This window comes from Pseudomonas sp. NPDC089758, assembly GCF_044748705.1.
In the GTDB taxonomy this organism is placed as follows: domain Bacteria; phylum Pseudomonadota; class Gammaproteobacteria; order Pseudomonadales; family Pseudomonadaceae; genus Aquipseudomonas; species Aquipseudomonas putida_X.
Window position 1 is genome coordinate 154,803 of the sequence record NZ_JBIVGN010000002.1, and the last position, 20,077, is coordinate 174,879.

General features: G+C 63.2%; 20 protein-coding genes and 1 tRNA gene. 9 read left to right on the forward strand and 12 right to left on the reverse strand.

What is annotated here, in order from left to right; genetic code table 11:
• The first annotated feature begins 103 nt into the window (after window positions 1-103).
• Window positions 104-2,242 (forward strand): TonB-dependent siderophore receptor, encoded by a 2,139-nt coding sequence (locus ACIPZH_RS03430; RefSeq protein ID WP_400635133.1) that lies wholly within the window; start codon window positions 104-106, stop codon window positions 2,240-2,242.
• Window positions 2,243-2,364: 122 nt separating this feature from the next.
• Here ACIPZH_RS03430 and ACIPZH_RS03435 read toward each other — a convergent pair.
• Window positions 2,365-2,454 (reverse strand) — tRNA-Ser (locus tag ACIPZH_RS03435).
• A gap of 290 nt (window positions 2,455-2,744) precedes the next feature.
• Here ACIPZH_RS03435 and ACIPZH_RS03440 point away from each other — a divergent pair.
• The 3 genes from ACIPZH_RS03440 to ACIPZH_RS03450 all read left to right on the forward strand — a co-directional run bounded on the left by ACIPZH_RS03440 (window position 2,745) and on the right by ACIPZH_RS03450 (window position 5,305).
• Complete coding sequence (locus ACIPZH_RS03440) at window positions 2,745-3,434, forward strand: crotonase/enoyl-CoA hydratase family protein (protein WP_400635134.1); 690 nt, start codon at window positions 2,745-2,747, stop codon at window positions 3,432-3,434.
• Between the two features lie 116 nt (window positions 3,435-3,550).
• The gene (locus ACIPZH_RS03445; protein WP_267821961.1) at window positions 3,551-4,270 is read left to right on the forward strand and encodes a 1-acyl-sn-glycerol-3-phosphate acyltransferase; all 720 of its coding nucleotides are present in this window, start codon (window positions 3,551-3,553) and stop codon (window positions 4,268-4,270) included.
• A 63-nt stretch (window positions 4,271-4,333) separates the two neighbouring features.
• The gene (locus ACIPZH_RS03450; RefSeq protein WP_241802970.1) at window positions 4,334-5,305 is read left to right on the forward strand and encodes a magnesium and cobalt transport protein CorA; all 972 of its coding nucleotides are present in this window, start codon (window positions 4,334-4,336) and stop codon (window positions 5,303-5,305) included.
• 32 nt (window positions 5,306-5,337) lie between these two features.
• Here the strand turns inward: ACIPZH_RS03450 and ACIPZH_RS03455 are convergent, their stop codons facing one another.
• Window positions 5,338-6,072: an amidotransferase gene (locus ACIPZH_RS03455; RefSeq protein WP_400630129.1), complete on the reverse strand. Its 735-nt coding sequence runs from the start codon at window positions 6,070-6,072 to the stop codon at window positions 5,338-5,340.
• 526 nt (window positions 6,073-6,598) lie between these two features.
• Here ACIPZH_RS03455 and ACIPZH_RS03460 point away from each other — a divergent pair.
• Window positions 6,599-7,399 (forward strand): c-type cytochrome, encoded by an 801-nt coding sequence (locus ACIPZH_RS03460; protein WP_400635136.1) that lies wholly within the window; start codon window positions 6,599-6,601, stop codon window positions 7,397-7,399.
• Window positions 7,400-7,457: 58 nt separating this feature from the next.
• On the opposite strand, the gene ACIPZH_RS03465 is transcribed toward ACIPZH_RS03460, so the two are convergent.
• The 4 genes from ACIPZH_RS03465 to ACIPZH_RS03480 all read right to left on the reverse strand — a co-directional run bounded on the left by ACIPZH_RS03465 (window position 7,458) and on the right by ACIPZH_RS03480 (window position 11,002).
• The gene (locus tag ACIPZH_RS03465; RefSeq protein WP_241802967.1) at window positions 7,458-7,790 is read right to left on the reverse strand and encodes a ribonuclease E inhibitor RraB; all 333 of its coding nucleotides are present in this window, start codon (window positions 7,788-7,790) and stop codon (window positions 7,458-7,460) included.
• 175 nt (window positions 7,791-7,965) lie between these two features.
• Window positions 7,966-8,202: a hypothetical protein gene (locus tag ACIPZH_RS03470; RefSeq protein WP_241802966.1), complete on the reverse strand. Its 237-nt coding sequence runs from the start codon at window positions 8,200-8,202 to the stop codon at window positions 7,966-7,968.
• Between the two features lie 384 nt (window positions 8,203-8,586).
• The gene (locus tag ACIPZH_RS03475) at window positions 8,587-10,659 is read right to left on the reverse strand and encodes an LTA synthase family protein (protein ID WP_400635138.1); all 2,073 of its coding nucleotides are present in this window, start codon (window positions 10,657-10,659) and stop codon (window positions 8,587-8,589) included.
• A 148-nt stretch (window positions 10,660-10,807) separates the two neighbouring features.
• On the reverse strand, window positions 10,808-11,002 hold the full coding sequence (locus ACIPZH_RS03480; RefSeq protein ID WP_400635140.1) for a PLDc N-terminal domain-containing protein: 195 nt from the start codon (window positions 11,000-11,002) through the stop codon (window positions 10,808-10,810).
• Window positions 11,003-11,129: 127 nt separating this feature from the next.
• On the opposite strand from ACIPZH_RS03480, the gene ACIPZH_RS03485 reads away from it, so the two are divergent.
• Complete coding sequence (locus ACIPZH_RS03485) at window positions 11,130-12,068, forward strand: ZIP family metal transporter (protein ID WP_400635142.1); 939 nt, start codon at window positions 11,130-11,132, stop codon at window positions 12,066-12,068.
• 187 nt (window positions 12,069-12,255) lie between these two features.
• On the opposite strand, the gene ACIPZH_RS03490 is transcribed toward ACIPZH_RS03485, so the two are convergent.
• Complete coding sequence (locus ACIPZH_RS03490) at window positions 12,256-12,786, reverse strand: hypothetical protein (RefSeq protein ID WP_400635143.1); 531 nt, start codon at window positions 12,784-12,786, stop codon at window positions 12,256-12,258.
• Window positions 12,787-12,845: 59 nt separating this feature from the next.
• Window positions 12,846-13,370 carry an ankyrin repeat domain-containing protein gene (locus ACIPZH_RS03495; protein ID WP_400635145.1) on the reverse strand — a complete coding sequence of 175 codons (525 nt, stop codon included), beginning with the start codon at window positions 13,368-13,370 and terminating at the stop codon, window positions 12,846-12,848.
• A 268-nt stretch (window positions 13,371-13,638) separates the two neighbouring features.
• Here ACIPZH_RS03495 and ACIPZH_RS03500 point away from each other — a divergent pair, with 268 nt between their 5' ends.
• Window positions 13,639-13,911: a DUF3509 domain-containing protein gene (locus tag ACIPZH_RS03500; protein ID WP_349976092.1), complete on the forward strand. Its 273-nt coding sequence runs from the start codon at window positions 13,639-13,641 to the stop codon at window positions 13,909-13,911.
• 116 nt (window positions 13,912-14,027) lie between these two features.
• Here ACIPZH_RS03500 and ACIPZH_RS03505 read toward each other — a convergent pair whose 3' ends face one another.
• The 3 genes from ACIPZH_RS03505 to aroC form a co-directional block, all read right to left on the reverse strand.
• Window positions 14,028-14,564: an oxidase gene (locus ACIPZH_RS03505; protein ID WP_400635147.1), complete on the reverse strand. Its 537-nt coding sequence runs from the start codon at window positions 14,562-14,564 to the stop codon at window positions 14,028-14,030.
• A gap of 5 nt (window positions 14,565-14,569) precedes the next feature.
• Entirely contained in the window at window positions 14,570-15,721 is a 1,152-nt protein-coding gene (locus ACIPZH_RS03510) for an MFS transporter (protein WP_241803395.1), read from the reverse strand.
• 188 nt (window positions 15,722-15,909) lie between these two features.
• Window positions 15,910-17,001 (reverse strand): chorismate synthase, encoded by a 1,092-nt coding sequence (gene aroC / locus ACIPZH_RS03515; protein WP_241802959.1) that lies wholly within the window; start codon window positions 16,999-17,001, stop codon window positions 15,910-15,912.
• A gap of 172 nt (window positions 17,002-17,173) precedes the next feature.
• Here aroC and ACIPZH_RS03520 point away from each other — a divergent pair, with 172 nt between their 5' ends.
• A complete protein-coding gene (locus ACIPZH_RS03520) occupies window positions 17,174-18,136 on the forward strand; it encodes an alpha/beta hydrolase (protein WP_241802958.1) in 963 nt (320 codons plus the stop codon).
• Window positions 18,137-18,217: 81 nt separating this feature from the next.
• Window positions 18,218-19,006, forward strand: a complete 789-nt coding sequence (locus ACIPZH_RS03525) for a hypothetical protein (RefSeq protein ID WP_400630146.1) — start codon at window positions 18,218-18,220, stop codon at window positions 19,004-19,006.
• Window positions 19,007-19,086: 80 nt separating this feature from the next.
• Here ACIPZH_RS03525 and prmB read toward each other — a convergent pair whose 3' ends face one another.
• Window positions 19,087-19,995: a 50S ribosomal protein L3 N(5)-glutamine methyltransferase gene (prmB, locus tag ACIPZH_RS03530; RefSeq protein WP_241802956.1), complete on the reverse strand. Its 909-nt coding sequence runs from the start codon at window positions 19,993-19,995 to the stop codon at window positions 19,087-19,089.
• Window positions 19,996-20,077 lie beyond the last annotated feature (82 nt).

Sequence of the window (20,077 nt, forward strand, 5' to 3'; positions counted from 1 at the left end):
CTGATACGCGCCTGATAACATGAGCGTTTTTTGACTGCACGGGCCCATTCGCGGGCTTACCCGCGAGTGGGCCTGTGCGTGCTCACCGCTCAAGGACCCCAGCATGCCCCTGCCCCACCCCCGCCTGCCCCTGAGCCTGCTCAGCCTGGGCCTGGCCCTGCACAGCCCCCAAGGCCTGGCCCAGGACAGTGTCACACTCGCCCCGGTGCAGGTATCCGACACCTACGGCAACGACGGCTATCAAGTAACCGACGCTGCGGTAGGCGGGTTTCAGGCAGCCCCCCTGCTCGACACCCCGGCATCGGTCAGTGTTTTCAGCCAGCAACTGATCGAAGACCGCCAGGTACGCACACTCAGCGAAGTGCTGCACAGCGATGCCTCGGTCGGCGAAAGCTACGCCCCGATCGGCTATTACGAAAACTTCAACGTGCGCGGCTTCGAGCTCAATGCCGCCAGCAGCTACCGCATCAATGGCCAGACCATCGCCGGCGAACAGAACGTGGCGCTGGAGAACAAGCAGCAAGTCGAACTGCTCAAGGGCCTGTCGGGCCTGCACAGTGGCGTGTCGGCGCCCGGCGGGCTGATCAATTACGTGACCAAGCGCGCCGAGGATGTGCGCAGCGTAACGGTATCGACCAACGAACAGGGCGAGCGCTACCTGGCCACCGACCTGGGCGGCTGGTTTGGCAGTGAGCGGCAGTTCGGGCTGCGCGCCAACCTCGCCCACGAAGACATCCGCTCCTACGTCGACCATGCCGACGGCAAGCGCGACTTTGCTTCGCTGGCGTTCGATTGGCAGATCAACCCTGATGCCACCTTGCAGCTCGATGCCGAGTACCAGCACCGCGAACAGCGCTCGGTACCGGGTTATCAACTGCTTGGCGGCAGCGAAGTCCCCCATGGGATCGACCCGGACGACCGCCTGGCCTACCAGCACTGGGCCAAGCCGGTACAGAACGACTCACTGAACCTGGGCGGGCGTTTCCAGTACCGTTTCAACGATACCTGGAGCGGCACACTGAGCGCCTCGCGCAGCAAAGTGGTCATCGATGACTACAGCGCGTTCGCCTGGGGCAGCGAAGACGGCTGGCAGTCGCACTTCAGCCCAGAGGGCGACTACGACATCTACGACTTCCGCAGCCCTGACGACACCCGCCGCACCGACGAAGCGCAAGCGATGCTCGACGGCCGCTTCGACGCGCTCGGCGTGAGTCATGAACTGACGGTGGGCGCCAGCGCTCAACGCCGCACGCTGGATCAACGCCCCTACTACAACCAGCTGGTCGGCAGCGGCAACATCTACACCGGCGCGCCCGCCGTAGCGCCCTCGGACCTGCCGGTCGGTGCCAGCGAGCGGCGCCTGGACAGCCGCCAGTACGGCCTGTTCATCAACGACCGCATCACCTTCAGCGAACAGTGGCAGGCCGTGCTCGGCGCCCGTGAAGTGCGCCTGGACGAAAAGACCTGGGACGAAACGGGCCTGGCCGGGCGCCATACCCGGCAATACCAGTTGCTGCCCAATGCCGCGCTGATCTACAAGCCGCGCCAGGACACCACCGTGTATGCCAGCTACTCCAAGGGCCTGTCCGCAGGGGGCACCGCGCCTTGGTATGCCAGCAATGCGGCAGAAATCCTTGCCCCTACCCTCTCGCATCAGCTTGAGCTGGGCATCAAGCGCGACTGGCAGGGCATGAGTTTCAACGCCGCGCTGTTCCAGATCCGCCAGGCCTATCAATACGCCCGCCCTGAAGGCGACGGCAGCTTCACCTACGTACAGCAGGGCCAGCAGAAGAACATCGGCCTGGAGCTGGGCGCCAGCGGCTGGGTGACCTCGAACCTGCAGGTCCAGGCCAGCGCCGCAGCGATTCGCGCCCGGGTGAAAAACAGCGGTACCGATGCCTACGAAGACCATCAGGCGATCAACGTGCCGCGCCTGCGTGCCGCCCTGCAAGCCGACTACAGCCTGCCGGTCCCGGGCCTGGCGCTGCTGGGCGGGGCGCGATACAGCGCCAGCAAGTATGCGAGCCAGGCGGGGAATGTACAGGTAGGGGGCTATACCGTGTTCGATGTGGGAAGCCGCTATCGCACGCGTATCGGGGGCTATGACACCGTGCTGCGCCTGACCGTGGACAACGTGTTCGACAAGCGCTACTGGCGGGATGTGGGGGACTACCTGGGGGACAACTACCTTTTCCAGGGCGCGCCCAGGACCGCACGCGTGTCGGCCGTGGTGAGCTTCTAGGGCAGCTGGTCGCAATGGGGTGCTGGCAGGGGCGCATATGCCCCTGCGCGCCCCGCTGAGGCAAAAACCCCAGCAAACAAAAAGCCCCCAGGCTTTTCAGCGTGGGGGCTCTTCGTAGAATGTGGCGGTGAAGAAGGGATTTGAACCCTTGATACGATTTCTCGTATACACACTTTCCAGGCGTGCTCCTTCGACCACTCGGACACTTCACCGTTTCTCTTCAAGCCATTCAGCCTGTCGAGGCGCGCTAATTTAGTAGAAGACCTTTTCTTTGGCAAGCATTTTTTTCAGTTTTTTCATGCATTTAAGCCAAACCACGGAAAACCCCAGCCTGCCAGGGCAAAGCTGCCAATCTCGCCAGCGCTTTTACCGCAACCGCACGCCCTGCCCTGATTGCGCAAGGCATCAAGGCCGGTCGCTGACTGGCTGGTCAGCCTTGCTGCTTTACCTGGCCCGCAGCGCTGGGTAACGTCGTCGCCACGCCCCCTAAAGGACTCTAGCCATGAGCGAGCTGATTACCTACCACGCCGAAGACGGCATCGCCACCCTGACCCTCAACAACGGCAAGGTCAACGCTATCTCGCCGGATGTCATCACGGCCTTCAACGCGGCCCTGGACCGGGCCAAGGAAGATCGCGCCGTGGTCATCATCACCGGCCAGCCGGGCATTCTGTCTGGCGGCTACGACCTTAAAGTGATGACCGCAGGCCCCAAGGAAGCCATCAGCCTGGTCACCGCCGGCTCCACCCTGGCCCGTCGCCTGCTCTCTCACCCGTTCCCGGTGATCGTCGCCTGCCCCGGCAACGCCGTGGCCAAGGGTGCCTTCCTGTTGTTGACCGCCGACTACCGCATCGGTGTCGAGGGGCCGTACAAGATCTGCCTGAACGAAGTGCAGATCGGCATGACCATGCACCACGCCGGCATCGAACTGGCCCGCGACCGCCTGAGCCGCGCAGCCTTCCAGCGCTCGGTGAACAATGCCGAAATCTTCGACCCGCATGGCGCGATGCAAGCAGGCTTTCTCGACAAGGTGGTGCCGGCCGAGCAGCTGCATGACACCGCGCTGGCCGCTGCGCGTGAATTGAAGAAGCTGAACATGCTGGCGCACAAGAACACCAAGCTGAAGGTGCGCAAGGGCCTGCTGGACGCCCTGGATGAGGCCATCCAGCTGGACCAGCAGCCAGTGGGTTGACCCTCAGGCCCTCTGGCCGACACGCCGCCCAGAGGGCCATTGGCGCGAACCCAAGGTTTGCCCAACCCAGTGCACAGCCGTACACTGCACCGCGACTGTCTGGTGTGAGCCAAACCATGCTTTATTGCCTTCGCATGCTCCTGCTGGCGCTGCACTTCCTGCTGGTCGGGGCCATTGGCCTGCTGATCGGCGTGCTGCGCCCCTTCAACCGCGACAACAGCCGCATTTTCGCCCGCCTTTACAGCCTGCCGGCCACCCGGCTGCTGGGCATCGAGGTCAAGGCCGAAGTCGGCCCGCTGGCTGACCAGCCACCCGGCTGTGTGATCATCGCCAACCACCAGTCCAACTTCGACCTGTTCATCCTCGGCCATGTGGTGCCCCGGCGCACGGTCGCCATCGGCAAGAAAAGCCTCGGCTGGATCCCACTGTTCGGGCAGTTGTTCTGGTTGGGCGGCAATGTGCTGGTGGACCGCAAGAATGCTTACCAGGCGCGCAAGGCCATGCAGGTGACCACGCGTATCCTGCGCGACGACACGTCGATCTGGATCTTCCCTGAGGGCACGCGCAACCCGTCAGACCAGTTGCTGGCGTTCAAGAAAGGCGCCTTCCACATGGCGCTCGAGGCGGGCGTACCGATCGTGCCGGTGTGCGTCAGCCGCTATGCGCGCCGTTTGGGGCTCAACAGCTGGCGACGCCGCACGGTGATCGTGCGCTCACTGCCGCCGATCGCTACTGAAGGGCTGACCCAGCAAGACCTCCCGGCCTTGATCGAGCAGTGCCGTGGGCAGATGCAGCAGTGCATCGACCACATGGAAGGCGAGTTGGCCAAGCGCTAGGTTGCCCTCAGCGCCCCTACGGCCCAAGCTGTACATCGTGTGCAACCAAACAAGTGGATAACCATGGGTCGAGTCGTGGCATCGGCGGTGTACAGCGCCGGCAGAAAAGTCACCAACATCAGCATCGACGAGGGCAGCGAGTGGGCACGCAAGCCCGGGCATTTCGTCTGGATCGGCCTGGAAGAGCCCAATGCCGAGGAACTGGCCAACCTGCAGTGCCAGTTCAACCTGCACGAACTGGCCATCGAGGACGCGCTGGAGAAACACAGCCGGCCCAAGCTCGAAACCTTCGGCGACGCGCTGTTCATCGTCACCTATTCGCCCGTGCGCCATGAGGGCAAGCTGGAGTTCATCGAAACCCACATCTTCGCCGGCAACGGCTACGTCATCACCTGCCGCAATGGCCACTCCAAATCCTATGCCCTGGTGCGCCAACGCTGCGAGGCGCGCCCCTTGCTGTTGGAGCACGGCGAAGATTTCGTGCTTTACGCACTGCTGGACTTCGTCACCGAAAACTACCAACCGGTCAGCGAAGCCATCCATGACGAGATCGAAGAGCTGGAGCAAAGCGTGCTCACCGGCTCGTTGCTCGAAGACGACATCCGCCGCCTGCACAGCCTGCGCCGCGACATCCTGCGCCTGCGCCGCTATGTGGCGCCCATGGTGGAGGTAAGCGAGGAACTGCAGCGCCTGAGCTTCCCGTTCATCGACAAGAACATGCGCCCCTACTTTCGCGACGTGCAGATCCACGTGACGCGGCAGATGGAAGATTTGGTCGGGATCCGCGACATCGCCAGCCAGACCATCGAGATCGGCATGCTGCTGGAGTCACGGCGGCAAAGCATCGTGCAGCGCAAATTCGCAGCGTGGGCGGCGATTCTGGCATTCCCCACGGCGATTGCCGGGATCTACGGGATGAACTTCCAGAACATGCCGGAGCTTGGCTGGCATTACGGGTATTTTGCGGTGCTGGGGGTGATCGGGCTGGGATGCGCCGGGCTGTTCGCCAGCTTCAAGCGCTCCGGCTGGCTGTAGCGTGTCGGGGCTGCGTTCGCAGCCCCTGTGCATCAGGCAGCGCTGTCGCTGGCCTTGGTTGGCTGCTGGATGAAGCGCATCATCCACTCACCGACCAGGTCGCCCTGGTGTTCAGTGGCCAGGCTAGCCACGGCCTTGTGGTAAACCTCATCCCCCAGGTATTCCTGACGCGCATCGAGCAAGGCCCGCGAATAGTCGTGGACGAACTCCGGATGCCCCTGGAAGCACAGCACCTGATCGCGGATGTGATACGCCGCGTTCGGGCAGAAATCGCTGGAGGCGATTACCGTAGCGCCTTCAGGCAGTTCGGTGACCTGGTCCTGGTGGCTGATCAGCAGGGTCAGCTCGGACACCTCAGGGTCCATCCACGGCGCATGTGCCGCCAGCGAATAGCGGTGGATGCCCACGCCCCAGCCCTTGTCAGCCCGCTCGGCCTTGCCACCCAGGGTCAACGCCAGCAGCTGATGGCCGAAGCACACACCCAGCAGCTTTTCGCCGCGCTGGTACAGCTTGAGCAGATACGCCTTGAGGGTCTGGATCCATGGATCTGAACCGAACGAGTCCGCCTTGCTGCCTGTCACAAGGTAGGCATCGAAACGTTCGTCGTCGGCGGGGTAGTCGCCGTTCATCACGTTGTACACACAAAACTCGGCTGCAATCGGCTGCCGCGAGAAGAGCTGCTCGAACATCCTGCCGTAGCCCTGGTACTGCGCGGTCAACTCCGGTCGCAGGACATCGGTCTCAAGGATGCAGATGCGTAACGACATAGGGATAGTCCTGAACGACATGGGTGGGAATCAGCTGTAGAGACTGCCGTGAAAGGCACGTACAAGCAAGTAGGCTGCACTGACGAACGGTCACATTTTGTCGGATAGGCGCCGGGTATTGCGCCCCTGTCTAGCCAGAGCGTGTCAGAGGGCTGGCTTTTTGCCTCATGCCATCCGGCAATCAGTATGCAAGGTCGATAGAACAAAGGGTTCTTAAACATGGATGACGTTCACCCTACTGTTGGTTGTATATCGATTCAAAGAGGTCAGTGGTAAAGCGTGCAGGCACGCTGCGGTGATCGACCCGAAACGCGACAGGGAAGCCAACGGGTATTCAGGAATAACAACAAGAAGGCGGTCCGCCATGTTCAGACAATCGAAAATTCGCCAAGCTGGGCTCATCTTATTCGCCACGACGTTGCTGTTGATCTTGCCGAACCTGACACGTTTGTTCGGATGACGATGGCTGTGGCCTCAAGGGGCAACGCACAGGTAACCTGCCGGCCATGACGGTCGGAGCCTCCCTATGCGCCTGTTTTTTGCCCTGCTAGCCCTTTTCCTCAGCCTGCCCCTGCAGGCGGCACAACTGCACCTGGAACTCGATGGCACATCGCGCACTCTGGACAGCGCCGAGTTGCTGCGCATGCCGCAAGCACGCGACATAAACATCGAACAGGACGTGTCCTACAAACGGCCCATGCGTTACCGCGCTGTGCCGCTGGCCACGCTGTTGCAAGGCGTCGAGGCAGATGATCACCTGCAAGCCGTGGCGCTGGACGGTTTCGCGGCCGAGATGCCGGCCGCGCCGTTGCTGCAGAAGGGCCCGGCACGCGCCTGGCTCGCCATCGAGGACCCCGCCGCGCCGTGGCCGGCACTGGGCAAGGGCAAACCCAGCGCCGGGCCATTCTACCTGGTGTGGACCGCACCACAGGCAAGCGGCATCCGCCCTGAGCAATGGCCGTTCCAGATTGCCACGATCCGCCGCCTGGCGACGGTGGAGCAACGCTTCCCGGCACTGCTGCCTGACCCCAAGCTGCCGGCCGAAGACCCGGTGCGCCAGGGCTTTGCCCTGTTCCAGCAAAACTGCCTGGCCTGCCATCGGCTCAATGGTGCGGGGGATGCCCAGTTCGGCCCGGACCTGAACGTGCCGCATAACCCGACCGAGTATTTCCAGCCGGGGTTCCTGCGCCAGTACATTCGCGACCCGCAAAGCCTGAGGCAGTGGCCCCAGGCGCGGATGCCGGGGTTTGCCGAAAGTGTGTTGAGTGAAAAGGAACTGGATGCCCTGCTGGCTTACCTGGGGCATATGGCCAAGCGCAGGCCTTGAAGGCCAATCGCCGGCAGGCCGGCGACTGGGTCGGGCTGCAAACGCAGCCCGGTGGGTTTCAGGCTATCGGCCGTTCTTGCTTGACGCCCCACCCCTCGACCTCGCCGCCGTAGGGTGACACGACCTGCTCGAAGGCCTCTTCGAAGTCGCCGATACCGCCATAGGTGGCATACATGATCTTGCTCAATTCCAGGTGCCACACACCATCATCCCGTTCTCGCACCTGAGCATTGAGCGACTCACCACGAAATTGCCCGGCCGCACGTCGCGCGCCGGCTTCATCTGGAAATACCGCGTAGAACTCGATGGGGTGGATACGGCTGAAGTCGAAACCGCCAGCTTTCATCTGACGCAGGACATTGCTGCTGATATCGTCGTTCTGGCTGCTCATGAATCGTCCTCCTGAATAAAGCAATGGATAGACTTTCCGTGCACTACGCACCTGCCGGCATTGCCGTGCAGTTCGAGCTGATGCAAGACGCGAATTGACAGGTGCAGCCCCGCAGAACAGGCCAACACCTCCCACTAGCGTAGTGCCTGGTGCGGCACCACGCCAACCGTGCGGGTCAGGAAGATTCCTGGATACGGGTGATGACCACGCCGTTCTGCTCCTTGAGCCAACGTGCGGTGGGGGATGGGGCACGGTCCTGGAAGTCGTTGAGGTCCAGCTCATCCATGACCGGGAAAAGATGCGAACGTATGGCACGGGCTGCCTCTTCCTCGCTGGGGCACTGTTCGCCGTGCATCAGCAATGTGGTTGGCTCGCCTTTCTGGTCGGCAAAGATGACTTCCCACTCTTTCATTGAATAGCCCTCTCAAGCAGAGAACATCGGGGGTGACGCCTGTTAATGCTTGACCATGGGCCCGGGGAATTGTTCAGTCATTTGCAGCTAGTGGTGGGCGCAGCCTGGCGGACCGGCAATGCAGATACAGCGGTGCATGGCACCGGCTTCGCCGATGATCGCCGGCAAGCCGGCACACACAGGGATCTGCGCCAGCTTTGGAAGTTGAGTAAGGCAGGTGCTTCACAGGTGAAGCGCAGGCCTGAAGGACTGCGCGGTCGCGCCAGCTTTTGGAAGGTGAGCTAGACAGTTGCTTTCACAGGTGAAGCGCAGACCTGAAGGACTGCGCGGTCGTGGTGGGAGCCGGCTTGCCGGCGATGGGCCGCAGAGCGGCCCCTTGGCAGGTTACTTCGGTGTGCCGTGCACCACACCAGCCGTGTTGTCGAGCAAGCTCTTGGTCGCGGTCTGGATAAACGCTTCGAGCTGCTTGAGCATCTGTGGCTGGTCCGGGCTTTCGATCAGCTCGGCCTTGAACTCGCTGCCCAGCTGGTAGCGGTACAGGCGCGGTGTCATGTCCTTGGACTCGATCAGGATGCGGTCACCCTGCACCAGGCCAACGATCTGCTCACTGCCCGACGGCTTGATCATGCCAATGCCCTGGTCGCCCTCAGGCAGGTTGAGCAGGTCGCGGCCCCAGCACTGGTGCCGTGCCTTGCCACCCAGGCGGCCCATGATGGTCGGCACGATGTCGACCTGGGTGCCCACGGTGTGGTTGACCGCACCGAACTTCTCCTGGATACCCGGCGCGATCAGCAGCAGCGGCACGTTGAAGCGGCCCAGGTCCAGCTCGGTGACCTGCTGGTGGTTGCCGAAACCATGGTCGCCAACGATGACGAACAGGGTGTCCTTGAAGTACGGCTCTTTGCGCGCCTTCTCGAAGAACTGGCCCAGCGCCCAGTCGGAGTAGCGCATGGCTGTCAGGTGCTCGTCCAGGCGGCCCTGGCCTGTGACCCTCTCCACCGGCAGGTCCTTGGGCAAGGCATACGGCGTGTGATTGGACAGCGTCTGCAGCAGCGCGTAGATCGGCTTGCTGCCATCACGCTTGGCCAGTTCTTCGTGGCCCCGGTCGAACATGTCCTGGTCGGAAACGCCCCAGGTCGGGTCGGAGAACACCGGGTCGACGAAGTCGTTGCGGCCGATGAAGGTGGTCATGCCCTGGTTGCCAAAGAAACCGGACTGGTTGTCCCAGGCGAAGTCACCGTTGTAGACGTACACATCGTCGTAGTCACGAGGGCTCAGCAGCGCCGGCAGGCCCGACAGCTTGTGCCCGCCTTCCGGAGTCTGCATCAGGTATTCGAAGCCCGGCAGGTTGGGGAAGCAGGCCATGGTCGCGAACATGCCCTGATGGGTATGGGTACCGTTGGAGAAGAAGCGGTCGAACAACAACCCCTCCTTGGCCAGCTTGTCGAAGTACGGGGTGATGTTGTTCGGGCTGCCCAGAGCGCCTACCGAATGGCCGGCGAAGCTCTCCATGAGGATCACCACCACGTTCTTGATCGGCAAGGTGCCTTCGGCCGGCGGCACGAAGTCCCGGCGCACGGGAGCCTCGTCGGTATCGACCAGCGTGTCGTAGGGGGTCAGCAGCTGTTCACGTACCGTCTGCGTAGCCAGGTCTTGCTCCAGCACCGGCTTCCAGATGTTGGCACGGTCTTCACCGAAACGGCTCTTGGCAGCGTCGATCAGGGTCAGGGTACCGTTGAGGCCCAACTGGTTGACGAAGTTGGAGTCGGTAGTGAAGGCATCGCCCCAGCGCATCGGCGGGCCCTGGCGCAGGGTGCCACGGGCGGCAGCCACTGCCACCAGCAGGATGACCATGAACACGGCCAGGCGGTGATACCACGGTGCAACACTGCGCTGCAGCGCAACACCATCACCACCGACACCACGGGTCAGGCGGTCGATACCCTTGAACACCAGGCTCAGCAGCCAGGTGCCCAACAGCCAGGCCAGCAGGTAGCGGACCACTGGGAAACCGTACCAGAGCATGCTCATGACGGTTTTCGGGTCTTCCTGGATGTACTGGAAGACCAGGCCGTTGAGGCGCTGGTGGAACTCGCGGTAGAAGTCCAGCTCCATCAGGCCGAGGAACATCACCACGCTCGCGGTGATGGTCAGCCAGAGGCGGAACAGGCCACGCCGGGCCATGGCCCATGGGCTCAGGATTGCCAGCAACAACGGGATGCTCAGGTACACCACCACGCGCAGGTCGAAGCGCAAACCGTTGAAGAAGCCTTCGGCAACGGTGGAGTAAGGGGTGTCGCCGATCATGTCACTGTTGTAGACCAGCAGCGCCAGGCGCACCAGGCTGAGCATCAGCATGATCACCAGGGCACACAACAGCGTATAGGCCAAGTGCGATTTCAAGGTCGGCGAAAAGGCTCGCGCGCCCTGTTGGTTCAAGGCATCCGTGTTAGCCATGAATGGGGAGATCCTAGGATTGCGTGTTTGCGGGATGGCGCCGGCGTTAGACCAACGCAGCATTGTGCGGGTGCGGATTCTCTTTAAACCAATGTGAAAATTTTGTCACGAGGCTGTTGCTGGTTTTGTCTGCGCCAGCAAAATGCCCCTATCCAAGGCGGACACTGCCCCTGGGGCCGGCAATGGCCCAGATCACCAGGCCGATCACCGGCAGCAAGGCGATGAGCAGGATCCACAGCAGTTTGACCCCCACCTTGGTGCCGCTCTTGATCACATTGAGGATTGCCCAGATATCCAGCGCCAGAATGATCAGGCCAACCAGCCCGTTGAACGTCGAACCCATGGCAAAAACTCCGTTGTAACGTCACTGTGGCCGAGCATAGTCAGCTATCAGGTCGATAGAAGGGAATCCTTGGCCTGCCCTGCCTGTCACTGGATAGACTGCAAGCATTCACAGATTCGAGGTTCGCATGCCCCCAGCACAGACCCAAACCCCCGCCTCGCACTCCTTGTTGAGTGCCTGGCGCCAGCAGGCAGCCAACACGCCGTGGCTCAGCGCGGGCCTGGGCGTGAGCTTGCTGGCGATCATCGTGCTGCTGGCGGCGAGTTTCTGGAACGCCGTCAACGGCGAACATGCCGACAACCTGCACCTGGCGCTGCTCGGCGGGCTGTCCGGCTTCGGTGCCACGGCGCTGGGCGCTGTACTGGCCGTGGTGCTGCGCGATGTCAGCGCACGCAGCCAGGACGTGATGCTCGGCTTTGCGGCGGGCATGATGCTGGCCGCCAGTTCGTTTTCACTGATTTTGCCGGGGTTAGAGGCTGCCCGCGAAATTACCGGCAACGGCCCGGCCGCTGCGTTTACCGTGGTGCTAGGCATGGGCCTGGGTGTGCTGCTGATGCTCGGGCTCGACCGCTTCACCCCACACGAACACGAAAGCACAGGCCCCTGCGGGCCCCAGGCTGAGCGCGTCAGCCGGGTGTGGTTATTCGTGCTGGCGATCACCCTGCACAACCTGCCCGAGGGCATGGCCATTGGCGTGAGCTTCACCAATGGCGACATGACGGTCGGCCTGCCACTGACCAGCGCCATCGCCATTCAGGACATCCCCGAGGGCCTGGCCGTGGCGCTTGCCTTGCGCGCGACCGGGTTGTCCAACTTCAAGGCCGCGCTGGTGGCGATTGGCTCGGGCCTGATGGAGCCCTTGGGCGCGGTGATCGGGCTGGGGATCTCCACCGGTTTCGCCCTCGCCTACCCCATCAGCATGGGGCTGGCGGCAGGGGCGATGCTGTTCGTGGTGTCTCACGAGGTGATACCCGAGACTCACCGCAATGGGCATCAGACGGCGGCCACGCTGGGGCTGATGGGCGGGTTTGCGGTGATGATGTTTCTGGATACTGCGCTGGGTTGAACCGCGCTGGATGGCACCGGCTTCGCCGGTGATCGCCGGCAAGCCGGCTCCCACATGGATTTGCGCTGGTTTTCAGGAATTGGGCAAGACGGTTGCATCCACAGGTGAAGCGCTGGCCGTAAGAACTGCGCGGTCGTGGTGGGAGCCGGCTTGCCGGCGATAGGGCCGGTGGCCACAGCCCTGAACGTCAGACGTGAACAGCGACCTTCAACGCCTCCAAGGCAGGCTCTACCTTGATCCCCAGCTCAGCCCCCAGTTCCAGCACCCGCGCCAGGTCATTCTGGCCAACCATCACCACCTGCAGCTCATCATCGAGCAACTGGCTGAAGTTGAGCAGCACATAACCACCAGCCTCTTTGTTCAACGCGGCCATCTGCACCTGGATGCGATTGAGCGCCGTCAACGGCTCGGTACGCGCAAGCTGCTTGGGCTTGAGGGTGAACGGTACGCTCTTGTCGAACGAACCACAGATGTGCTGGAACAGCTCCTGATAGCTGTCGGCCTGGAACACCACGGTGTCCGGCAGGCTGCCGAGCACTACCCACTCGCCCAGCGGGATCGGGAAGCTGTCGTCGTAATTGATGTCCGGGTTGGCGGCGAGGAAGGCAGCGGGGTCGGCGTAGGCCTGCGCGGCCTCGTCGGCGATGCGCTCGATGTCTTCATCGCGCATGCAGCCGGCGCCGATCAGGCTGATGAATTCGAGCAACTGGTTTTTCATGAAGGGGGCCTGCGACGGGTGAAAAGTCGCCAAGGATAGCCGCAAACGCCCCCAGGCCGTTAGCCGGCTAGCGCCTGCAAGCGCGCAGCGGTGTCGACTGCGCCCATGGTATTCGCCGCCATCAGCGCAGTGGCACCGCGCGCATCCTGGCGTGCCGGGTCGGCCCCCTGGGCCAGCAGGTGGTCAAGAATCTCTACACGGTTGAACATCGCCGCCAGCATCAGCGCGGTACGCCCATCCTGCGCAGCGGCGTCGACCGGCACGCCGTGCTCCAGCAAAAGCTGGATCATGGCCAGGTCACCCTTGAACGCAGCACCCGCGATCGGAAGCTGGCCGTTGTCGTTGGCAACCAGCGGGTCGGCGCCATGGCTCAGCAAAACACGAACCGCATCATGGTGGCCATGGTAGCTGGCCAACATCAGCAGCGTGTCGCCTTTATGGTTGCGCAGATTGGCCGGCAAGCCACTGGCCAGAAGACGCTCGAGCATCTCGGCATCCCCCTGGCGGGCACGCTCGAAGACCTGCTCGGCGAACGCTGCGGTCTCGTCATCGGTCATGGCGGCGGGTGCTTGTTGTTCAGACATCTGGAACCTCCTGGCAGAAAAGATTGCCCAAGTGTTTGTCAGGCAAGCCAAGCAGGTCAAAGGTTCAGAATCTATAGCGCCGATAGCCATCGACCACCTCGTGCAAAATGCACTGTGCAAAATGCACGACCATGCAGCCTGCACGGAACCGCCTCTCGGTAGATTACCCTAAGCCGCTGAAAATAAAGGATTTTTACGAAGCACGAGGTTTGGCACGGTCACTGCAATGATCAACTCACGTCTGCCCACACATCAGTCAGGAGTTGATATGGACCTCATTCAGGAAAAGTTCGTCTCGGTGTTCTCGGCCTACCAGGTCACCACCCAGCCTCGCCCCGATGGCGGCATCCTGCTGACGCTGCGCGCCACTGATGGCCGGGTTACCCGTCGCGTGCTGACCTACGCCCAACTGCACAGCGCCGAACAGCTGTCCTGGGCGATCAGCGCCATCCGCCGCGACCTGGCCGAGCAAGCCAGTGAATTGCCGGTGATCTCGATGCTGCAAAGCCAGCAGCGTTTCGCGCTGCCGACCTATCGTTGAGTTTTGTCTGCACCGGCCGCTCGCGGGTAAACCTGCGCCCTCAGAAACTGCATTGCCCATAGGGATGGCGGGGTTTCTGTAGGCACAGGCTTGCCCACGAGGGGCCGGAGCGGACACTAGAACTCGTCGATGCCTGCGTAGGCCCGCGCTGTTTCATCCCCGGTAAAGCGTGGCTGCAAGCCCTGCTCACTGGTGTACAAACGCAGTGCCAGGCAAAACGGATTGTCCCCCAGCTCCACCCAGCGCCGGCTCCCTGCCGGGATCACCAGCTGGTCGCCTTTCTCACACACCAGCGCATACACATAGTCACCCAGGCGCAGCCCGATTTGGGCGCGGCCTGTAATCAAGGCAAACACTTCGTCCACGTCATGCGCATGCTCATCGCGCAAGTCGACCTGCGCCGGGTCGGCACCGTCGCGGTTGAGCACACTGAAGGCTGTGCAGCCTTGGGCGGTCATCAGCCGGTCAAGGTGTTCGCGGCAGGTGCTCATCACCTCATCCTCGCTGCTGCCTGGCCGAATGCGCAGCGCCAGCGCAGCGTGGTCAAAACGCACGCCCTGCTCTGCCAACGTTGCAGCGATGTCGTCGTGGTGGGTCAATACCTTGTTCGGCAAGGCCGGGCTGGACGGGTGGAATACACAGAGGATGCTCATCAGCGTCAGGTCCTGGTCGATTTCGAACGAGTGGCAATGATAACGGCTGCCGCAAGCGCTGCGGCGCTGGCCATACCAAAGGTGAACGTGGGGCCCAGCAGCTTCCAGCTGTAGCCCGAATACAATGCCCCCAGCGCACCGCCGGTGCCCGACAGCGCCGCATACAATGCCTGGCCCTGGCCTTGCTGACGGGCGCCGAAGCTGGCCTGGACGAACGCGATGGAGGCGGCATGGAAGCAGCCGAACGTGGCCGCGTGCAGCACCTGGGCGAAAACCAACACACCCGGCTCGCCCGCCAGGTTACCCAGCAGCAGCCAGCGCAGGGCGGCCAACAGGAAGCTGGCCAGCAGCACTTGCTGCACACTGAAGCGCGTGAAGATGCGGCTCATGGCCATGAAGACAAGTACTTCAGCCACCACCCCCAGCGCCCAGAGCAGGCCGATGGCACTGCGGCTGTAGCCCAGGTGTTCCAGGTGCAACGTGAGGAAGGTGTAGTAAGGCCCATGGCTGAGCTGCATCAATGCCACGCACAGGTAGAAGGCAACCACACCAGGCGCCCGCAACTGGCGCAGAAAGCCGCCCGCGCCGCGCCGCTCGCCCTGCTCCACCGGCTGGGCATTGGGCACCCACAGGCTGGCCGCGACGATGCCCGCCATGATGGTCACCAGGGCGACCGGGTAGATATCGAGGCTCAGCCATTCGAACAATCGCCCAAGCCCGACCACGGTGAGGATGAAACCGATCGAACCCCACAGGCGCACCTGGCTGTAGCGCGCGGTCTGCCCGTGCAGATGGGCCAGGGTGATCACCTCGAACTGCGGCAGCACCGCATGCCAGAAGAACGCGTGCAGGGCCATGACCATCGCCAGCCAGGCGTAGCTTTTGCCGAAGAAGATCAGTGCAAAGGTGGCCAGGGTACACAGCGCGCCGAGGCGCACGATCAGCAGCCGCTGGCCGCTGCGATCACCCAACCAGCCCCACAGGTTGGGCGCGACGCAGCGCATCAGCATGGGGATGGCCACCAGCTCGCCGATACGTGCCGGGGGGAAGCCGAGGTGGTCGAAGTACAGGGCCAGGAATGGGGCCGTCGAACCCAGGAGAGCGAAGTAGAAGAGGTAGAAGCTGGACAGGCGCCAGTAGGGGATTGCAGTCATCAGGGCTCAGCCAGAAAGGGATATTGCCTGTACCGGCCCTATCGCCGGCAAGCCGGCTCCCACTGGGGCAGCACGTGAAATCAGAGCTGGCCCCGCTGGACATTGCGGGGCAGCTGTTTTGCTCAACACCTAAAAGCTGGCGCGATCCCGGTGGGAGCCGGCTTGCCGGCGATGAGGCCGGTACTGTCGAATCAGAGCTGGCGCAGAACCGGAGTAGCGACCTTCACTTCAGCATTCTGCGCCCGGTGACGCAGCAGGTGATCCATCAGCACGATGGCCATCATCGCCTCGGCGATCGGCGTTGCGCGAATGCCAACGCACGGGTCATGACGGCCTTTGGTGACGACATCGACCGGGTTGCCGTCCACGTCGATCGAGCGGCCCGGCACGGTGATGCTGGAGGTCGGCTTGAGCGCCAGGTGGGCGACGATCGGCTGGCCCGAGCTGATACCGCCCAGAATCCCCCCCGCATTATTGCTGAGGAAGCCTTCAGGGGTCAGCTCATCGCGGTGCTCGGTGCCGCGCTGGGCGATGCTGGCGAAGCCGGCACCGATTTCAACGCCCTTCACCGCGTTGATGCTCATCAGCGCATGGGCCAGCTCCGCGTCCAGGCGATCGAAAATCGGCTCACCCAGGCCCGGCATCACGCCTTCGGCCACCACGGTGATTTTCGCCCCGACCGAGTCCTGGTCGCGGCGCAGCTGGTCCATGTAAGCCTCCAGCTCTGGCACCTTGTCCGGGTCGGGGCTGAAGAATGCGTTGTCCTGCACCGAATCCCAGGTCTTGAAGGGGATTTCGATCGGCCCCAGCTGGCTCATGTAGCCGCGCACCTGAATGCCCTGGGTGGCCAGGTACTTCTTGGCGATGGCACCGGCCGCTACGCGCATGGCAGTTTCACGGGCCGAGCTGCGGCCACCGCCGCGGTAGTCGCGCAGGCCATACTTGTGGTGGTAGGTGTAGTCCGCGTGGGCCGGGCGGAACAGGTCCTTGATCGTCGAGTAGTCCTTGGACTTCTGATCGGTGTTGCGGATCAGCAGGCCGATCGAGCAACCGGTGGTACGGCCCTCGAACACGCCGGAGAGTATCTCCACTTCGTCCGGTTCCTGGCGCTGGGTGGTGTGCCGGCTGGTACCGGGCTTACGCCGGTCGAGGTCATGCTGCAGGTCGGCGAGGGAGAGTTCCAGGCCCGGAGGGCAGCCATCGACAATGGCGACCAACGCCGGGCCATGGCTTTCGCCAGCGGTGGTGACAGTGAACAGCTTGCCGTAGGTATTGCCGGACATGGACGCTCCGCGAGTCTGCCTGAAATTGACGAGAGCAGCAGTATACAGATGGAACGCCGCTCTGTGAGCGCCCTGTCACCAGCTGCCGGCGAGAAGCGATCATCGCCATGCCATCTGCCGAACCTTCCCACGAACATTGGGTCAAACGCCACATCTCCCCATGTAGTACCGCATGATGCCGCGCTTCGTCGCCCTGTTCCTCCTGCTGTGCACCGGCCTTGCCCAGGCAGCCTCACCCACCGTCCTGCAACGCCCTATCGACCTGGACACAGGCCAGGGCGTGCTGCATGGCAGCCTGCTGTTGCCGCAGCAGGCCACCCCACCCCCTGTGGTGTTGATCATCGCCGGCTCCGGCCCCACCGACCGCGACGGCAACAACCCGGCCTCGGGGCGTATCGACAACCTCAAGCGCCTGGCGCTGCTGCTGGCCAATGAGCACATTGCCAGCGTGCGTTACGACAAGCGCGGCGTCGCCGCCAGCCTGCCGGCCACCCCCGATGAGCGCAACCTCAGTGTCGAGCGTTACGTTGCCGACGTGGTGGCCTGGAGCCGCAAGCTCAAGGCTGACCCGCGCTTCGGCCCGCTGATACTGGTCGGCCACAGCGAAGGCGCACTGATCGCCAGCCTGGCCGCCGAGCAGGCCGGCGCCAGCGCGGTAATCACCCTGGCCGGCAGCGGCCGGCCCATTGCCGATGTGCTGCGCGAGCAACTGGCGCAGCGCATGCCACCCGCGCAACTGGCCCGCACCAGCGCCCTGCTCGACCGCCTGCAGGCCGGGCAGACCAGCCTGGATGTACCCGCGCCCCTGCGTCAGGTTTTCCGCCCCAGCGTGCAGCCCTACCTGATCTCACTGTTCCGGCAGGACCCGGCCAAGGCCTTCGCCCGCCTGCCGATGCCGGCGCTGATCATCCAGGGACGCAACGACGTGCAGGTCGATGTGGCCGATGCCGAACGCCTGAAGGCGGCCAAACCCGATGCCCAGCTGGTACTGATCGACGGCATGAACCACATGCTGCGCATCAGCCCCAAAGCCATGAGCGAACAGCGCGACAGCTATCTGAACCCTGAACTGCCGCTGGCCCGTGAGCTGGGTCAGCGGGTGGTGACGTTCATTCATCAGTTGCCCTCAGCCTGAGGAGATCGCTGCACAATGGCCTCAGGTCCTGGGCGATACGGCCGATAAGCTCGGTATTGGCTTGCATGTGAGAACGCCCTGATGACCGACGCCCCCGCCGCCGTAGAGCCGGCCGAAGAGCCGCAAGCCCCGGACAGCCCCGTGCTGCCCTGGGCTGACCTGGCAGTAGAACACTTTCAGCTGCTGCGCCTGGCGCCGCTGCCCACCGACCGCAACAGCGGCGCACGGCCGTTGCGTTTCGTCGAGTTCGGCCACGCCGAGCGCCACGACAAGGCGCACAGCCTGCTGCGTATGGAAATCCGCCTGCCCGGGCAGAAGGTGCGCAAGGAGCAGAACCAACTGGATGTGCGGGTCGACCACCTTGAGCGGCGGGTGAGCCTCGGCAGCGACAGCGGCCTGCAGCTGGAGCCACTGAACCGCGGCCTGGGGCGCTTCATGCTGGCCCAGGCGGTGCAGTGGTTGCAGCGCAAGTGGCCGCATTACCACATTGAAGGCGTGGCGCTGCCGAACAAGGACGCGCTGAACGAGGACACACGCCTGCGCCGCGACCGCTTCCTGACCGCGACCGGCCTTGAGGTCGAGTACACCGACGGGCAGCACCTCAAAGGCCGCACGGTGGAGGCCACGGTGGGCCAACTCAAGGGCGGCTGGAACAGTGAGAAAGTGCAGCGGGTGACCATGCTCGAAGCGGCCGGGATGCTGCAGCAGGCCGAGCAGAACCTTTTGGAAAAGGAAGCGCAACTGCGCGAGCGTGATGAGCGGGTGGCCAAGTACCGCCGCGAGGATAGCGGGCTGCGCTTTACCATTACCTGCCTGGTGGCGTTCGCGGTGTTCCAGGCAGGGTTGCTGATCTGGATTGCCACCCGCTAGCGCGGGCGGGTGCATGCCACGGGTGCTGCAGCGGTTGAGACCGTGCAACCTGGGCATGCCCCTATCCCGTCAAGCCCCGATCAGAGGCGGGCCTTGAACAGTTCCTGATGCTGCCGGCACTGCTCTGCCGTCAGCATGAACACCCCATGCCCACCGCGCTCGAAGTCCAGCCAGGCGAAGTCGACCTCCGGGTACAGTTGCTCGACATGCACCTGGCTATTGCCCACCTCGACAATCAGCAGGCCCTTCTCAGTCAGGTGCTCGGCCGCCTCGGCCAGCATGCGCCGCACCAGGTCCAGGCCATCGTTGCCGCAGGCCAGGCCCATCTTCGGCTCGTGGTGATACTCGGCCGGCATGTCGCCGAAGTCCTCGGCATCGACATACGGCGGGTTGGACAGGATCAGGTCGAAGCGCTGCCCCGGCAGGCCCGCAAAGCCGTCGCCCTGCACCGTGTACACACGCTCGTCCAGGCCGTGGCGTTCGATGTTCTGGTTGGCCACTTCAAGCGCTTCGAAGGACAGGTCGGCCAACACCACCTCGGCCTCGGGGAACACTTCGGCCGCCACGATACCGATGCAACCCGAGCCGGTGCACAGGTCGAGAATGCGCGCAGGCTCGCTGGCCAGCCACGGCTCGAAGCGATTTTCGATCAGCTCGCCGATCGGCGAACGCGGTACCAGCACACGCTCGTCCACGATGAATGACATACCGCAGAACCACGCCTCACCCAACAGGTATGCCGTGGGTACACGGTCTTCGATACGGCGCTTGAGCAGGTGCTGCAGGCGTACACGCTCGTCGTCCTCAAGCTGGCAATCCAGGTAGCTGTCGGCGATTTCCCACGGCAGGTGCACGGCGCCCAGCACCAGCAGGCGGGCTTCATCCCAGGCGTTGTCGGCACCATGGCCGAAAAACAGCTCGTGCTCGTGGAAGCGGCTGACTGCCCAGCGGATATGGTCGCGCAAGGTGCGCAGACGAGATGTGATCACGGGGTACTCCTATTGATATCTGGATAAAAGTCTAACAGCCCGCACCGCACAAATGTTCCTGCGGATCGCCCAGTGGGTAGCC

Bases quoted from the DNA above. Each gene is read 5' to 3' on its own strand.
- ACIPZH_RS03430 (WP_400635133.1), top strand. From the start codon at position 104: ATGCCCCTGCCCCACCCCCGCCTGCCCCTGAGCCTGCTCAGCCTGGGC.
- ACIPZH_RS03440 (WP_400635134.1), top strand. From the start codon at position 2,745: ATGAGCGAGCTGATTACCTACCACGCCGAAGACGGCATCGCCACCCTG.
- ACIPZH_RS03445 (WP_267821961.1), top strand. From the start codon at position 3,551: ATGCTTTATTGCCTTCGCATGCTCCTGCTGGCGCTGCACTTCCTGCTG.
- ACIPZH_RS03450 (WP_241802970.1), top strand. From the start codon at position 4,334: ATGGGTCGAGTCGTGGCATCGGCGGTGTACAGCGCCGGCAGAAAAGTC.
- ACIPZH_RS03455 (WP_400630129.1), bottom strand. From the start codon at position 6,072: ATGTCGTTACGCATCTGCATCCTTGAGACCGATGTCCTGCGACCGGAG.
- ACIPZH_RS03460 (WP_400635136.1), top strand. From the start codon at position 6,599: ATGCGCCTGTTTTTTGCCCTGCTAGCCCTTTTCCTCAGCCTGCCCCTG.
- ACIPZH_RS03465 (WP_241802967.1), bottom strand. From the start codon at position 7,790: ATGAGCAGCCAGAACGACGATATCAGCAGCAATGTCCTGCGTCAGATG.
- ACIPZH_RS03470 (WP_241802966.1), bottom strand. From the start codon at position 8,202: ATGAAAGAGTGGGAAGTCATCTTTGCCGACCAGAAAGGCGAGCCAACC.
- ACIPZH_RS03475 (WP_400635138.1), bottom strand. From the start codon at position 10,659: ATGGCTAACACGGATGCCTTGAACCAACAGGGCGCGCGAGCCTTTTCG.
- ACIPZH_RS03480 (WP_400635140.1), bottom strand. From the start codon at position 11,002: ATGGGTTCGACGTTCAACGGGCTGGTTGGCCTGATCATTCTGGCGCTG.
- ACIPZH_RS03485 (WP_400635142.1), top strand. From the start codon at position 11,130: ATGCCCCCAGCACAGACCCAAACCCCCGCCTCGCACTCCTTGTTGAGT.
- ACIPZH_RS03490 (WP_400635143.1), bottom strand. From the start codon at position 12,786: ATGAAAAACCAGTTGCTCGAATTCATCAGCCTGATCGGCGCCGGCTGC.
- ACIPZH_RS03495 (WP_400635145.1), bottom strand. From the start codon at position 13,370: ATGTCTGAACAACAAGCACCCGCCGCCATGACCGATGACGAGACCGCA.
- ACIPZH_RS03500 (WP_349976092.1), top strand. From the start codon at position 13,639: ATGGACCTCATTCAGGAAAAGTTCGTCTCGGTGTTCTCGGCCTACCAG.
- ACIPZH_RS03505 (WP_400635147.1), bottom strand. From the start codon at position 14,564: ATGAGCATCCTCTGTGTATTCCACCCGTCCAGCCCGGCCTTGCCGAAC.
- aroC (WP_241802959.1), bottom strand. From the start codon at position 17,001: ATGTCCGGCAATACCTACGGCAAGCTGTTCACTGTCACCACCGCTGGC.
- ACIPZH_RS03520 (WP_241802958.1), top strand. From the start codon at position 17,174: ATGATGCCGCGCTTCGTCGCCCTGTTCCTCCTGCTGTGCACCGGCCTT.
- ACIPZH_RS03525 (WP_400630146.1), top strand. From the start codon at position 18,218: ATGACCGACGCCCCCGCCGCCGTAGAGCCGGCCGAAGAGCCGCAAGCC.